The sequence below is a fragment of the Microbacterium sufflavum genome, from assembly GCF_023101165.1.
Taxonomy (GTDB): Bacteria; Actinomycetota; Actinomycetes; order Actinomycetales; family Microbacteriaceae; genus Microbacterium; species Microbacterium sufflavum.
The window spans coordinates 2237161-2250060 of the sequence record NZ_CP078076.1; the positions used below are offsets into that span (position 1 = coordinate 2237161).

Genomic DNA, 12900 nt, shown 5'->3' on the forward strand with positions numbered 1-12900 from the left:
CCGTTCCGGCTCATTCGTGGCGGGACGTCTGCGCCTCATCCAGGCGTCGTCGCACCTCGCCGACGTCGGCCCTGAGGCCGTCCAGGAGGTCCGGGGTCTCGCCCGGCGCTGCCGCGGGCTCCGCTGCTCCGGAGGCCGTGCGTGACACGCCGCTGTCCACCGGCACGGCCGTGGATGCGGGTTCGACCGCCGCCGCGGCTTCGGAGGTCGGCGCGGCATCGACGGTCGGCCCGGCCCCACCGGTGCCGATCAGCTCCGCCGCGGTGAAGCGACGACCGTCCGCTGTGACGACGGGCGGAGCGCTGAGCGCGGACGCGTCCACTCCGGGGAACTGCCGCGCCGTCACGAGCACACGCGACTCGAGGGACCCCGCGAACCGGTTGTAGCTGTCGACCGTGCGCTCGAGCGCACGGCGCAGATCGTCGGCATGACCGGCGAGCGTGCCGAGGCGCTCGTAGAGCTGCGTGCCCAGGGTCAGCAGACGACGTGCTTCGGTCGACACCTCCTGCTGCGTCCACGTGTAGGCGACGGTCTTCAGCACGGCCCACAGGTTGACGGGGGAGGCGAGGGCCACATGGCGGCTGAAGGCGTAGTCGAGCAGCGTCGGGTCTTCGTCGATGGCCGTCGCGAGCAGCGACTCGCTCGGCAGGAAGCAGATCACGAACTCGGGACTCGCGTCGAGGCCCGACCAGTACGCCTTCTTCGCCAGGGCGTCGACGTGTGCGCGCACGGCCTTCACGTGCTTCTGGAGGTGTGCGCGACGCTGCGCCTCGTGCGCGTCGCCAACGGGCAGCGCCGAGGCCTCGAGGTAGGCGTCGAGCGGAACCTTCGCGTCGACCGCGATCGACGTGCCGCCGGCGAGCCGCACGACCATGTCGGGGCGCCCCTGCCCGCGGTCCGAGGAGATCGTGGTCTGCAGATCGAAGTCGACGTGGCGCGTGAGCCCGGCGGCCTCCACCACCCGGCGCAGCTGTGCTTCGCCCCACACCCCGCGCGTCGCGGTCGACTTCAGCGCTCCGGCGAGCGACTCCGTGGTCGCGCGCAGGGCCTCGTCGGACTCCTGCGCACGCCGCAGCTGTTCCGCGAGGGTGCCGAACTGCTCGTGCCGCTCGTGCTCGATGGCCGCGACCTTGGACTGCATCTGCTGCAGACTCTCGCGCACCGGGGCGAGCGCCTGCAGCACGGCGTTCTGCTGCTGCACACGCAGGGCCTCGGCGCGCTGCTCCGCGCGGCCGTGCTCGACCGCGTCGCGATACAGGTCGTACTGCCGGTCGCGGTCGTCACGGGCGGCCGCGAGTTCGGCCTCGGCACGGGCGAGCTCGGCGGCGCCCCGACTCGCGCGCAGGAACCAGCCCAGGGCGACGCCCGCGGCCACGGCCACGAGGAGCAGAACGATCGTCAGCGCATCCATGGGCCCATCGTGCCCCCGGGGTCGGACATTCGCCGGGAGGCACCGCTGAGCGGTCTCAGGCGACCGCGCGCTCCAGGGCGGGGAGGGCGGGCTCGGTCACCCGCAGGCTCAGGGCGTCGGCGAGGGCGAAGACGTCGGCGGCCGCGGCGCGCCGAGCGGCATCGACCACGATGTGCGCGCATGCGCGGGCGTCGGCGAGGGCATCGTGATGGGAGAACTCCTCGTACCCGGCGGCGGCCGCGGCGAGCGGGAGCCGGTAGGAGTCGAGCTGGTAGGTCTTGCGGGCCACCTGCAGGCTGCAGAGTGAGCGGTAGGGCGGGCAGATCTGACCCGTGGCCTCCGCCGCACGGCGCAGCACGTTGAGGTCGAATCCGGCGTTGTGCGCCACGAGCACGTCGGCACCGGCGAAGGCGCACAGACGGTCGAACTGATCCGCCCAGGAGGAGGCCGTCGCGACGTGCTCCGGCCGGATGCCGTGGATGCGGACGTTCCACTCCATGAACTCGTCGTGACCGGGCGGCGGCTGGATGAGCCAGCCCGCGGTGGCGACGACCTCGCCGCCGCGCACGCGGACGAGTCCGACGGCGCAGGCGGAGGCCGGGCTGGAGTTCGCGGTCTCGAAGTCGATCGCAGTGAAGTCCAGTGGCACGTCTTCACTCTCTCCCGGGCCTCCGACGTCGGGTCGCAGACTCGCCGTAGGCTGGCCACATGAGCGACGAGCAGGCGACCTCCTTCGGCGGCCAGGCGGGCAGCTACGAGGTCGGTCGCCCCGAGTACCCGTTCGAGGCGGTCACGTGGATGCTCGACCGCGCGCCGGCAGGAGCCCGCCGTATCGCCGACGTCGGCGCGGGCACCGGCAAGCTCACCCGTGCCCTCGTCGCGGGGGAGGGCGCGGAGGTCGTCGCGGTGGATCCGGATCCCGCGATGCTCGCCGCCCTGCGCGACGCGGTGCCCGGAGTGCCCACTTTCGTCGGCACGGCCGAGCGCCTCCCGCTGCCCGACGCGAGCGTCGACGCGGTGGTGCTGGGCCAGGCATGGCACTGGGTCGATCCGGTCGCGGCCTCCGCGGAGATCGGCCGCGTCGTGCGCCCCGGCGGGGTGCTCGGGCTGGTCTGGAACCTGCGCGATGAGCGTGTGGACTGGGTGCGTCGCCTGACCGACATCATGCACGGCAGCAACGCCGAGATCATGCTCGCCGCGGGCGATCCCGTGGTGGCCGCGCCGTTCGGCGGGCTGGAGCAGGAGCGCTGGGAGTGGGTGCGTCCGGTGACGCGCGAGGTGATGCACCGCATGGCGTCGTCGCGCAGCTACGTCATCACGGCCGACGACGCGGAGAAGGCGCGTATCCGGCGCGACATGGACGCCCTGTTCGACGAGCTGGGGCTGTACGACGACGCCACGATCGAGCTGCCGTACGTGACGAGGGCGTTCCGCGCCGTGCGCGACTGAGCCCGCGCGGCAGCATCATTGCCCCCAGGTAGACTCGTACCCCGTGGCTCTCACTATCGGTATCGTCGGCCTGCCCAACGTCGGCAAGTCCACCCTCTTCAACGCTCTCACCAAGAACGACGTGCTCGCGGCGAACTACCCGTTCGCGACGATCGAGCCGAACGTCGGCGTGGTGAACCTGCCCGACCCGCGGCTCGAGAAGCTCGCCGAGATCTTCGGCAGCGAGCGCATCCTCCCCGCCGCCGTGTCGTTCGTCGACATCGCGGGCATCGTGCGCGGAGCCAGCGAGGGAGAGGGGCTCGGCAACCAGTTCCTCGCGAACATCCGTGAGGCGGACGCGATCGCCCAGGTCGTGCGCGGCTTCTCCGACGACGACGTGGTGCACGTCGACGGCGCGGTGAACCCGGCGTCCGACATGGAGACCATCAACGCCGAGCTCATGCTCGCCGATCTGCAGACCGTCGAGAAGGCGATCACCCGGTACGAGAAGGAGGTACGCGGGAAGAAGATCGACCCGTCGGTCCTCGAAGCGGCGCAGGCGGCGAAGGACGCGCTGGAGCGCGGCGTGCTGCTGTCCACGAGCGGCCTCGACCTCGCGCCGATCCGCGAGCTCGGCCTGCTGACCGTCAAGCCGGTCATCTTCGTGTTCAACGTCGACGAAACCGTGCTCACCGACGACGCGCGCAAGGCGGAGCTCGCGGCCCTGGTCGCGCCCGCGCAGGCGATCTTCCTCGACGCCAAGATCGAGTCGGAACTGAAGGACCTGGACCCGGAGGACGCGGCCGAGCTGCTCGCCTCGACGGGCCAGGAGGAGTCCGGCCTCGACCAGCTCGCGCGCATCGGCTTCGACACCCTCGGGCTCCAGACGTACCTCACCGCCGGACCGAAGGAAGCGCGGGCGTGGACGATCGGCAAGGGATGGAAGGCCCCGCAGGCCGCCGGCGTGATCCACACCGACTTCGAGAAGGGCTTCATCAAGGCCGAGATCGTGTCGTTCGACGACCTCGTCGCCACCGGCTCCGTGCAGGAGGCCCGCGCGAAGGGCAAGGCCCGGCTGGAGGGCAAGGACTACGTCATGCAGGACGGCGACGTCGTCGAATTCCGCTTCAACAACTGATGCGGGAAGTGGTCGCCGGTGTTCCTGGGAACGCTTAGAGTTCGATCATGGGAAAGCTGGAGTACAACAGCTCGCGGCCGCCGATCGAGGTCGACGACGACGTCCTGGTGCATCTGAAGATCGTGATCTCGACGAAGCTCCGCCGACAGGAGAGCTTCATGATGACGTGGCCCTCGGGGAAGAAGCATCCCGGGCGCCTCTCGGCGTGGATGCACCCGAGCATCCCGCTGGTCCTGGAGTTCGACGAGGAGCCGCCGCCGAAGATCGACCCGGCGCGGCTCGAGCGCATGATGGAGCGCCTGAACGCCCGGGGCGAGCTCGTGCTCGACGAGCTCAGCGACGACGATCGCTCGGCCTGACACGAGGTCGTGCGTGCGGGCTCACCCGTCCTCGCGCGCTTCTCCGGGCTCCCGCCAGCGCGGCTGCGACGGCTCGGGGGTGAGCGGGGACTCCGGTGGCGGCGTGGGCAGGGTCACGGGCTCGCCCGCGGTGAGCTGCACCGCTCGGCCCGCGTGCCGCACCGTGACGGGGTCGCCCGCGCTCAGGCGGTAGGTCGTGTCGTCGGGCGTGATGTCGACGTGCAGGATGCACCCGTGCAGGCGCACGCCGAACCCGAGCCGCGTGATGTTGCGGGGGAGCCGGGGGTGGAACGAGAGGCCGGCGTCGCTGTCGCGCATGCCCCCGTAGCCCGCGGTGATACCGGTCCAGATGCCCGCGAGCGCCGCGATGTGGAGTCCCTCGGCGGTGTTGCCGTGGAGGTCGTCGAGGTCGAGCGCGGCGAGCTCCGCGAGGTACGCCGCGGCGAGGTCGAGGTGCCAGAGCTCCGCCGCGATCACCGCCTGCGCCATGGCCGAGAGTGAGGAGTCGCGCACCGTGAGGGCCTCGTAGTACGCGAACGCCCTGGCCTTCTCCTCCCGCGTGAACTCCTCGTGCTCCGTGTACAGCGCGAGCACCAGGTCGGCCTGCTTCGCGACCTGCTTCCGGTACAGGTCGAAGTACGGGAAGTGACTGTGCAGCGGGTACTGCTCGGGTCGCGTGGCGTCGAAGTCCCACACGGCATGCCGCGTCGACCCCGCGAACTGCTCGTGCACGCGGCGCCGCTCGTCGAACGGCACCGTCATCGCGTCAGCGGCGTCGTTCCAGCGCGAGACCTCGGCGTCGTCGACCCCGAGCCGCTCCGCGACCTCGATGTGGCGTCGGGCCGCGGCCACCGCGCCGCGCAGGTTCCGCCGCGCGGCCAGGTTCGTGTAGGTGTTGTCGTCCACGATCGCGGAGTACTCGTCGGGGCCGGTGACCCCGTCGAGATGGAAGCCGCCGTCATCGTCCCAGCGGCCGAGCGACAGCCACAGCCGCGCGGTCTCGATCAGGATCTCCGCGCCGGCGTCGCGCTCGAAGTCGCGGTCTCCCGTGGCCCTGACGTACTGCATCACGGCGCCGGCCACCGCCGCGTTGATGTGGAACGCCGCCGTGCTGGCCGGCCAGTAGCCGGAGCTCTCGCGGCCGTCGATCGTGCGCCAGGCGAAGGTCGCCCCGTCCAGGTGCAGAGTGCGCGCGCGTTCGCGGGCGTGATCGAGCGTCGCGTACCGCCAGCGCAGCGCCTGCAGGGCCACGTCGGGCGCGGTCGAGGTGAGCACGGGGAGCACGAACGCCTCGAAGTCCCAGAACGTGTGCCCCTCGTAGCCGGAACCCGTGAGGCCCTTGCCCGGCACGGAGCGCACCTCGGCACGCGCCGCCGCCTGGAACACCTGGAAGAGCGCGTACCGCACGGCCTGCTGCAGACGGGGGTCGCCCTCGACCCGCACGTCGCCGCACTCCCAGTACGCATCGAGCGCCTCGCGCTGTCCCGTCGCGACCGCCTCCCACCCGAGGCGCACGGCCTCCTCGACGGCCTCGTCCGCGCGGTCGCGAAGCGTCTGGGGCGTCAGCGAGTCCGACCACTCGTGGCCCACGAACTTCACGACCTCGAGCTCCTCGCCCGCCGCCAGAGCCACATGGATGCGGGTGCGCGCCAGGTCGCGGTCGGCCTCCACCGTGACCGTGGGCACGGTAGCGGCGGTCGAGGAAACCGTGTGATCGGCGCTCACCGCCACGTGGATGCCGCTGCGCCTGGTGCGGTGCAGCAGCGTGGTGCGCGACCCCAGCACCGCGGAGTCCACGGTCTGAAGCGGACGGGAGAGCAGCTCCTGCACACGGGGATCGGCGTGCGGCGAGGGCAGCGGCTCGTTCGCCAGCACCTCCGACAGGACCGTGACCGCCACGGGCTCCAGCGCCGTCACGCGATACCGTACAGCGGCGAGCGAGCGGTGCCGCAGCGACACGAGCCGGGTGGACGCGACCTGCACGCGCCGACCCGCCGCCGACTCCCACTCCAGCTCGCGGTGCAGCGTCCCGTCCCGCAGATCGAGGCGGCGCTCGTGCCGGTGCAGCGTGCCGTGCTCCACGTCGAACGGCTCATCGTCCACGAGCAGACGGATGAGCTGCCCGTTGGGCACGTTGATCACGCTCTGCCCGGTCTCCGGATAGCCGTAGCCGTCCTCGGCGTACGGCATCGGATGGTCTTCGAAGACCCCGTTGAGGTAGCTGCCGGCGACCCCGCGCGGGTCGCCCTCGTCGAGGTTGCCGCGCCAGCCGATGTGCCCGTTGGAGAGTCCGAACACCGACTCCTCCTGCGCCAGATGCTCGACATCCACCCCGGCGATGCTCACCGCCCACGGTTCGACGCGGAACGCCGCCGTCATGCCCGTGCGGTCCGGACGTCGCGCGGACGGCGGGGCCGTTCGGGGAAGTGCGGGGCGGGGGCGACGTGGAGCATGGCGTTCCCTTCTGCCGAGGACCGGGAACTGCGACGCTAGCGCGGGGTCCTCACGGGGACGAGGGAGTTGCGCCGAGCCCGGCGCGTCGGGTAGACGACGGCCCCCCGCGCTCGCGCCTCGGGCGACGGCGAGCGGATAGCCGGTGCTCGCCCCCGCCGTCAACCCCTGGTCCCCGCCCCGTGGTGCAGACCAGGGTGGTCGCATGGCGGAGGATTCTCAGGAGAACACGGACCCGATCGCTGGCTTCCTGCGCGCGAACCTCGATGAGATCGTCGACCGGCTCTCCGCCTGGGTCGCGATTCCCTCGGTGTCGGCGGACCCTGACAGGCGGCAGGACGTGGAGCGCTCCGCCCGATGGATCGCGGGGGAGCTGCGCGACGTGGGACTGCGCACGACCCTCCTTCCGGTCGGCGAGTCCGTGACGGTGTACGGCGAGAGCGCGCCCGTCCCTGGGGCTCCCACCGTGCTGGTCTACAGCCACCACGACGTACGCCACGCCAAACCGGAGGAGTGGAGCGAGACCGCGCCGTTCACCCCCGTGCGCCGCGACGGACGACTGTACGGCCGCGGGGCGTCGGACGCGAAGGGACAGGTGCTCGCGCACGTCTGGGCGCTGCGCGCCGTTGCGGCTGTCGACGGCGCGCTCCCGCGCGTGAACCTCAAGCTGCTGATCGACGGGGAGGAGGAGATCGGATCGCCGAACCTCCGCCGTCTGCTCGACGAGGAGCCGGAGCGCTTCGCCTGCGATCTCGTCGTCTTCTCCGACACGATCCAGTGGCGGGTGGATGTCCCCGCCCCGGTGACCTCGATGCGCGGCACGCTGACGGCGACGCTCACGATCAGGGGACCGGAGCGCGACGTGCACAGCGGTGTCGCGTCCGGGGTCACGCTCAACCCGGCGCTCGTGCTGTCCCGCGTGCTCGGCGGACTGCATCACCCGGACGGGCGCATCGCGATCCCCGGCTTCCATGACCGCGTCGCCGAGACCTCCGCCGAGCGCAGGGCGGAGTTCGCCGCCCTGCCGTTCGACGAGCAGGACTGGATCACGCGCACCGAGACCCGGGCGATCGTCGGCGAGGACGGGTTCACGCCGCTGGAGCGTCTGTGGACGCGTCCGGCGATCGAGGTCATCTCGCTGCTCGCCGGCGATCCGGACGGCATCGAGCGATCGGTCGTCCCGCGCGAGGCCACGGCATCGCTCAGTGTGCGGACCGTGCCCGACCAGCGCATCCCGGACATCGCGGACCTGCTCCGCTCCCACGTGGCCGCCGTGATGCCCGACGGGGCGACCTACACGCTCGAGGTCGACGAGGACATCGCCCAGGAGCCGTACGTCTCGCCCCCTGGCGAGGTGGCCGACGCGCTCGAACGGGCCCTCGGCCGCGGATTCGGCATCCCGGTGCAGGGTCGCATGGGCAACGCCGGGGGAGGCCCGGCCGACTGGCTGTCGCGACACCTCGACGCTCCCGTGCACTTCCTCGGCACGGGTCTTCCCGAGGACCACTGGCACGCGAGCGACGAGAGTCTCGACCTGGGGATGTTCGTGGGCGGTGCCGCGACGCTCGCTCACCTGTGGCGCGAACTGGGGCGCCCACGATGACTCCGCCGGGGGTCGCGAGGAGGAGGCGCGGCCCCCGGCGGGCTACGCTGGACGCAGGCGGTCTCGGCCGCGGCGCGGGTCGCAGGAGCCCGGCGTGGACGACCGCCTGCGTCCCTGACACCGACGGCACGAGGAGACCGACGCCGATGACCGACACCCAGATCTTCGAGCCAGACGGCCGCGCCATCCCCTTCGTGGACGAGGGCGACGGACCCGTCAAGCTGGTGCTCATCCAGGAGCGCGACCTGGCCGCCGACGTGCTCGGTGTCGTGGGGCACTACCTCGCCGAGGAGGCCGGATTCCACGTGCTGCGCATCGGACACCGCGCGGACGGCGTCGACGCCTCGCTCGACGACCGCGTGGCGGACGCGCTCGCCGTGATCGACCACGTGGGCCTCGAAGACACCTGGATCGGCGGACACGGCTTCGGAGGCACGGTCGCCCGCTCCTTCGCCGTCGCGCACCCCGACCGGGTGAACGGGCTGGCGCTGCTGGGGGTGGAGGACGTGGAGGTTCCGCTGGCTCCGGTGATCCCGGTGCTGCTGATCCAGGGGACCGACGACACGGACACCCCGGAGACGAACGCCGAGCGCCTGCAGGCCGCCGCTCCCGAGCGCGCGAGCATCAAGCGGATCGACGGCGGAGGCCACCTCTTCCCCATGACACACCCGATCGAGACCGCCGTGGTGCTCGAGGAGTACCTCGACTGGGACTGAACGCACGGATGCCGCGACCGAGTCGGCCGCGGCATCCGGAGTCCGTGGGTCAGGCGACCTGCGGGAGCACCGCGAAGGAGACGGAGCCCTCGTCGTCGACTCCCGCGTCCAGGATCTTGTCGTCGAGAGCGGCCGCGGCCGCATCGTCGAGGAACAGGCGCGTTCCCTGGACCTCCACGACCTGATCCGCCGGTTCCGGGTCGGCCGTCACGGCGACGGCGAGGTGCGCCGCCCCTGCGTCATCCTGAGCCGGGGCGGAGTGGATCCGCAGACCCGCGTCCGGCGCGTCGTTCTGTCGACTCACGAGGGTCGAGACGATGGCGGTGGCGTTGTCGGTGAGGGTGAGCACGAAGCTCTCCTTTCCGGTCGGGTCGTGCCGCGGTCGCGACACGTGCTTCCACGATCCCCGTCACCGCCGCGAGCCTCCACCCCCTTGCGTCATCCGAGCCTCGCGTTTACTCTCGCAGCCGCTTGCGCAGGAACACCTGCGCGGTGCCGTCCCCGTCGGGCACGCGCTCGTGCTCGACGTAGCCGCACGACTCGTACAGCCGGATGTTCGCCTCGCTGAGGCTTCCCGTGAACAGCTCGGCGACCGGTGCCCGCGACGCCTGCTCCGCGGCCTCCAGCAACCGCCGGCCGATGCCCTCGCCCTGCATGTCGGGCGCGATGGCGATGCGCCCGATGAGCAGCAGGTCGTCCTTCTCGACGTACCGGATCGCGCCGACCAGCCGTCCGTCGACGCGAGCCGTGAAACCGGACTCGGACCGCAGCTCGGCCTCCAGCTCCGCGAGCGTCTGGGTCAGCGGCGGCATGTCCACGCTGCCGTAGATCGCCGCTTCCGACACGAAGGCCGCGCGCTGGACGGTCAGCACCTCGCCCGCGTCGGCGTCGCTGATCGGCGAGATCACGATCTCGGGGCCCTCGTTCTGTTCGGTGCTGGTCACGCTTCCGCCTCTCTCTGCGTCCGGGGGACTCCGCCACGTTCGACCGTGAGCCCGGCGAGTGTCAACCCCCTCGATCCGGCGAGGCGCGGGCGGCTACGGTCGCGGCAGGAGGTCACATCATGGCAGACACCAAGACGAAGAAGACCGGCGGCGCGAAGAGCGGCGCGAGCACGCGGGCCAAGACCACCCGGCAGCAGAACGCGGAGAAAGGGTTCACCGCTTCGCCCACGCTCGCCGCGAACCTGCAGGCGGTGCTCGTCGACCTGATCGAGCTCTCGCTGCAGGGCAAGCAGGCACACTGGAACGTCGTGGGGAGGAACTTCCGCGACACGCACCGCCAGCTCGACGAGATCATCGAGGATGCGCGCACGTTCAGCGACACCATCGCAGAGCGGATGCGCGCGCTGCACGCGGTGCCGGACGGTCGCAGCGCCACCATCGCGAAGACCACCACGCTGCCCGAGTTCCCCACCGGCGAGGTCTCGACCACCGAGACGACCGACCTCGTGACCGAGCGGCTCGAGGCGACGGTGGCCACGCTGCGCGGGGTGCACGATGACGTGGACGAGGAGGACCCCACCTCGGCCGATCTGCTGCACGCCGTGATCGAGCGCCTGGAGCAGTTCGCCTGGATGGTGAGCGCCGAGAACCGCAGGCCCGCCGGCCGCTGAGGACCGGAGTGGAGAGCCATCGCCGTCGCCGTCGCGCACCCGCGCGCGGCGGCGGCGATCAGGTGTCGGCGCGAGCCCTCGCACGCGCGCGCCGCAGGAATCCCGGCAGCGCCATCCACAGTCCCGTGACCAGCACGAGCGCCGCGATCAGCGCGACGAGTCCAGCGGTGCGGTTCACGGTGAAGTCGACGATGAGCGTCGTGACACCGATCGTGAGCGCACCGATCACCACCAGGTCCACCTTAACGATGCGCGCCGCGATACGGACGAGCTCCGGCTTCTGCCGGGTGCCGAACAGCGCCCGGTGCATGCCGACAGGAGCGAGGGCGAGGATGGTCGCGATCGCGGCCAGGGCCACCAGCACCACGTACAGATCGCGCTGCAGCTCGTCCATGTCGGTGAAGCGCGGCTGGAACGCCACGGCGAGCAGGAACCCGGTGAGGATCTGCGTGCCGGTCTGCATCACCCGCAGCTCCTGCAGCAGCTCATCCCAGTTGCGGTCGGCGCGCTCATTCGGGGTCTCGTCACGGCCGTCGTCGCGGTCATCCCGATCGTCCGGGCCACGGCGTGCATCTGCTCTCATAGCCTCAGTCTCGTGGCGCGGCTCCGGTCGTGTCCAGAAGGTTGCGCCCCGGCTCGCCGCCCCCTTTCGAAAGGACTCGAAATGACGCTTCCCCCGATCGACGAGTGGTGGCCGGAGTTGTCCGACGACGCGCGCCGTGCGGTCATCGGCAGCGGATCCCGGCACCTGGACGAGGATGTGCGCGAGGAGATCCGGGAGATCACGGGCGCCGTGGTCGGCATGATCGAGACGCTGTCCGAGGACGACCTCGCGTACGCGCGGAAGCACGCGCCGGACGACGAGTGAGCGAGCGGGAGACCCGGGGCGGTCAGGCGCTCCCGGTCTCCTCGCGCAGCCGCGGCTCGGTCCGCCGCTCGGGACGGACGCCGTGCTTGTCGGCGTAGAACGCGCGGATGCGGTCCATGTCGGCGGAGACGTCGCCGGTCAGCTCCATCGTGGGGCCGAGCCCGGTCGTCATGGTCGCGCGGTCCACGAAACCCAGGGTCACGGGCATGCCGGTCTCCCGTGCGATGCGGTAGAAGCCCGACTTCCAGTACGCGTTCCCGCCGCGGGTGCCGTCGGGCGTCACCACCAGGCCGAACACGGTCCCGGCGTGCACCTGCGCGACCACCTCGCCCACGACCCTCGCTGGGTCGGCGCGATCCACGGGGATGCCGCCGAGGCGTCGCATGATCGTGCCGCGCCAGCGGTGGAACAGGCTCTTCTTGCCCAGCCAGTGCACGTCGATGCCGAGCCGCCAGGCGATGGCGAGCATCAGGACGAAGTCCCAGTTGGAGGTGTGCGGGGCGCCGATCAGCACGGTGGGGCGGTCCGGCGCGCGGCCGCCGGCGAGCGTCCAGCGGCTGAACGCCCAGAACACGCGGGCGAGGAGTCGTCTGAGCATCCGTCCACGCTAGGGGAGCGGCCTATCGATCGGCTGGCGGTGCAGAGCCATCGGTCCGCCTCGCCGCGGTGCCACCGGTCAGGGCCTCGGTGACCGCGACGCTCAGCCCCGGCATCGGATCCACCGGCACAGCGAGGGCCTGCAGCGCCCGGCTGAAGTAGTTGCGCGCCGCCGCGGCGAGGGTGATGTCGACGATCTGCCGGTCGGAGAACCCCGCGTCGCGCAGGCGCTGCGAGTCGGCGTCGGTCATGGCCTCCGGCTCGCGGGAGAGCCGCTCGGCGTACCGGATCACCGCCTGCTCCGCCGGGTCGAAGGCGCTGTCGTCGCCCTCGCCGAACGCGGCGAGCCCGGCCTCGTCGACCTGGCCGATGCGCACCGCGCGGCGTCCGTGCGCCAGGAGGCAGTGCGCCGACCCGATCGCGCGGGCGGCGCCGAGCGTGGCCGCCTCGTACACGCGGACGCCGATCGACGGCACCACCGCGTGGACGAGGGCCTCGAAGGCCGCGTAGGCCTCCGGGTTCACGGCCATCGCCTGGGTGTGGGCGAAGACGAAGCCGTCCTCGGCGATGTCGCTGTCGTACATGGCGGCGACGGGACCTTCGGCGGTGGCCGCCATCGGGGTGCGGATGATCATGTCGACTCCCTCGTCCGGGCCCGCCGGAGGGGCGTTGACCCGCATCACCCGGAAGGATACGCCCGACCGCGCACCGCGG

At 71.7% G+C, this 12900-nt stretch carries 15 protein-coding genes; 7 read left to right on the top strand and 8 right to left on the bottom strand.

The window, feature by feature from the left end; translation table 11 throughout:
• Window positions 1-10: 10 nt before the first annotated feature.
• Together KV394_RS10895 and KV394_RS10900 are read right to left on the bottom strand one after the other, a co-directional pair.
• A complete protein-coding gene (locus tag KV394_RS10895; protein WP_247981436.1) occupies window positions 11-1411 on the bottom strand; it encodes a DNA recombination protein RmuC in 1401 nt (466 codons plus the stop codon).
• Between the two features lie 55 nt (window positions 1412-1466).
• A complete protein-coding gene (locus tag KV394_RS10900) occupies window positions 1467-2060 on the bottom strand; it encodes a 3'-5' exonuclease (RefSeq protein WP_206251539.1) in 594 nt (197 codons plus the stop codon).
• Window positions 2061-2119: 59 nt separating this feature from the next.
• On the opposite strand from KV394_RS10900, the gene KV394_RS10905 reads away from it, so the two are divergent.
• From KV394_RS10905 to KV394_RS10915, 3 genes are read left to right on the top strand one after another with little or no spacing between them, the layout of a single operon-like run.
• Window positions 2120-2860 (top strand): class I SAM-dependent methyltransferase, encoded by a 741-nt coding sequence (locus KV394_RS10905; protein WP_206251538.1) that lies wholly within the window; start codon window positions 2120-2122, stop codon window positions 2858-2860.
• 43 nt (window positions 2861-2903) lie between these two features.
• Complete coding sequence (ychF, locus tag KV394_RS10910; protein WP_247981437.1) at window positions 2904-3977, top strand: redox-regulated ATPase YchF; 1074 nt, start codon at window positions 2904-2906, stop codon at window positions 3975-3977.
• Window positions 3978-4024: 47 nt separating this feature from the next.
• Window positions 4025-4336, top strand: a complete 312-nt coding sequence (locus KV394_RS10915) for a DUF7882 family protein (RefSeq protein ID WP_136044587.1) — start codon at window positions 4025-4027, stop codon at window positions 4334-4336.
• A gap of 21 nt (window positions 4337-4357) precedes the next feature.
• Here KV394_RS10915 and KV394_RS10920 read toward each other — a convergent pair whose 3' ends face one another.
• On the bottom strand, window positions 4358-6715 hold the full coding sequence (locus tag KV394_RS10920) for a glycoside hydrolase family 65 protein (RefSeq protein WP_247981438.1): 2358 nt from the start codon (window positions 6713-6715) through the stop codon (window positions 4358-4360).
• 277 nt (window positions 6716-6992) lie between these two features.
• Between KV394_RS10920 and KV394_RS10925 the strand changes: the two genes are divergently transcribed.
• Window positions 6993-8390 (top strand): M20/M25/M40 family metallo-hydrolase, encoded by a 1398-nt coding sequence (locus KV394_RS10925; protein ID WP_247981439.1) that lies wholly within the window; start codon window positions 6993-6995, stop codon window positions 8388-8390.
• Between the two features lie 146 nt (window positions 8391-8536).
• Entirely contained in the window at window positions 8537-9106 is a 570-nt protein-coding gene (locus KV394_RS10930) for an alpha/beta fold hydrolase (RefSeq protein ID WP_247981440.1), read from the top strand.
• 49 nt (window positions 9107-9155) lie between these two features.
• On the opposite strand, the gene KV394_RS10935 is transcribed toward KV394_RS10930, so the two are convergent.
• Together KV394_RS10935 and KV394_RS10940 are read right to left on the bottom strand one after the other, a co-directional pair.
• Window positions 9156-9455 (bottom strand): Fe-S cluster assembly protein HesB, encoded by a 300-nt coding sequence (locus KV394_RS10935; protein ID WP_247981441.1) that lies wholly within the window; start codon window positions 9453-9455, stop codon window positions 9156-9158.
• Between the two features lie 106 nt (window positions 9456-9561).
• Window positions 9562-10050, bottom strand: a complete 489-nt coding sequence (locus KV394_RS10940) for a GNAT family N-acetyltransferase (RefSeq protein WP_205812608.1) — start codon at window positions 10048-10050, stop codon at window positions 9562-9564.
• A 119-nt stretch (window positions 10051-10169) separates the two neighbouring features.
• On the opposite strand from KV394_RS10940, the gene KV394_RS10945 reads away from it, so the two are divergent.
• Window positions 10170-10721 carry a Dps family protein gene (locus tag KV394_RS10945; RefSeq protein WP_247981442.1) on the top strand — a complete coding sequence of 184 codons (552 nt, stop codon included), beginning with the start codon at window positions 10170-10172 and terminating at the stop codon, window positions 10719-10721.
• Window positions 10722-10779: 58 nt separating this feature from the next.
• Here the strand turns inward: KV394_RS10945 and KV394_RS10950 are convergent, their stop codons facing one another.
• Complete coding sequence (locus tag KV394_RS10950) at window positions 10780-11304, bottom strand: DUF6328 family protein (RefSeq protein WP_206251533.1); 525 nt, start codon at window positions 11302-11304, stop codon at window positions 10780-10782.
• Window positions 11305-11385: 81 nt separating this feature from the next.
• Here KV394_RS10950 and KV394_RS10955 point away from each other — a divergent pair, with 81 nt between their 5' ends.
• Window positions 11386-11589 (top strand): hypothetical protein, encoded by a 204-nt coding sequence (locus KV394_RS10955; protein WP_136033511.1) that lies wholly within the window; start codon window positions 11386-11388, stop codon window positions 11587-11589.
• Between the two features lie 22 nt (window positions 11590-11611).
• On the opposite strand, the gene KV394_RS10960 is transcribed toward KV394_RS10955, so the two are convergent.
• Both KV394_RS10960 and KV394_RS10965 read right to left on the bottom strand, forming a co-directional pair.
• Window positions 11612-12187, bottom strand: coding sequence for a 1-acyl-sn-glycerol-3-phosphate acyltransferase (locus KV394_RS10960; RefSeq protein ID WP_247981443.1), 576 nt, complete (start codon window positions 12185-12187; stop codon window positions 11612-11614).
• 22 nt (window positions 12188-12209) lie between these two features.
• Window positions 12210-12821 carry a carboxymuconolactone decarboxylase family protein gene (locus KV394_RS10965; RefSeq protein ID WP_247981444.1) on the bottom strand — a complete coding sequence of 204 codons (612 nt, stop codon included), beginning with the start codon at window positions 12819-12821 and terminating at the stop codon, window positions 12210-12212.
• Window positions 12822-12900: the final 79 nt, after the last annotated feature.

Bases quoted from the DNA above. Each gene is read 5' to 3' on its own strand.
- KV394_RS10895 (WP_247981436.1), bottom strand. From the start codon at position 1,411: ATGGATGCGCTGACGATCGTTCTGCTCCTCGTGGCCGTGGCCGCGGGC.
- KV394_RS10905 (WP_206251538.1), top strand. From the start codon at position 2,120: ATGAGCGACGAGCAGGCGACCTCCTTCGGCGGCCAGGCGGGCAGCTAC.
- KV394_RS10915 (WP_136044587.1), top strand. From the start codon at position 4,025: ATGGGAAAGCTGGAGTACAACAGCTCGCGGCCGCCGATCGAGGTCGAC.
- KV394_RS10920 (WP_247981438.1), bottom strand. From the start codon at position 6,715: ATGACGGCGGCGTTCCGCGTCGAACCGTGGGCGGTGAGCATCGCCGGG.
- KV394_RS10925 (WP_247981439.1), top strand. From the start codon at position 6,993: ATGGCGGAGGATTCTCAGGAGAACACGGACCCGATCGCTGGCTTCCTG.
- KV394_RS10930 (WP_247981440.1), top strand. From the start codon at position 8,537: ATGACCGACACCCAGATCTTCGAGCCAGACGGCCGCGCCATCCCCTTC.
- KV394_RS10945 (WP_247981442.1), top strand. From the start codon at position 10,170: ATGGCAGACACCAAGACGAAGAAGACCGGCGGCGCGAAGAGCGGCGCG.
- KV394_RS10950 (WP_206251533.1), bottom strand. From the start codon at position 11,304: ATGAGAGCAGATGCACGCCGTGGCCCGGACGATCGGGATGACCGCGAC.
- KV394_RS10955 (WP_136033511.1), top strand. From the start codon at position 11,386: ATGACGCTTCCCCCGATCGACGAGTGGTGGCCGGAGTTGTCCGACGAC.
- KV394_RS10960 (WP_247981443.1), bottom strand. From the start codon at position 12,187: ATGCTCAGACGACTCCTCGCCCGCGTGTTCTGGGCGTTCAGCCGCTGG.
- KV394_RS10965 (WP_247981444.1), bottom strand. From the start codon at position 12,821: ATGATCATCCGCACCCCGATGGCGGCCACCGCCGAAGGTCCCGTCGCC.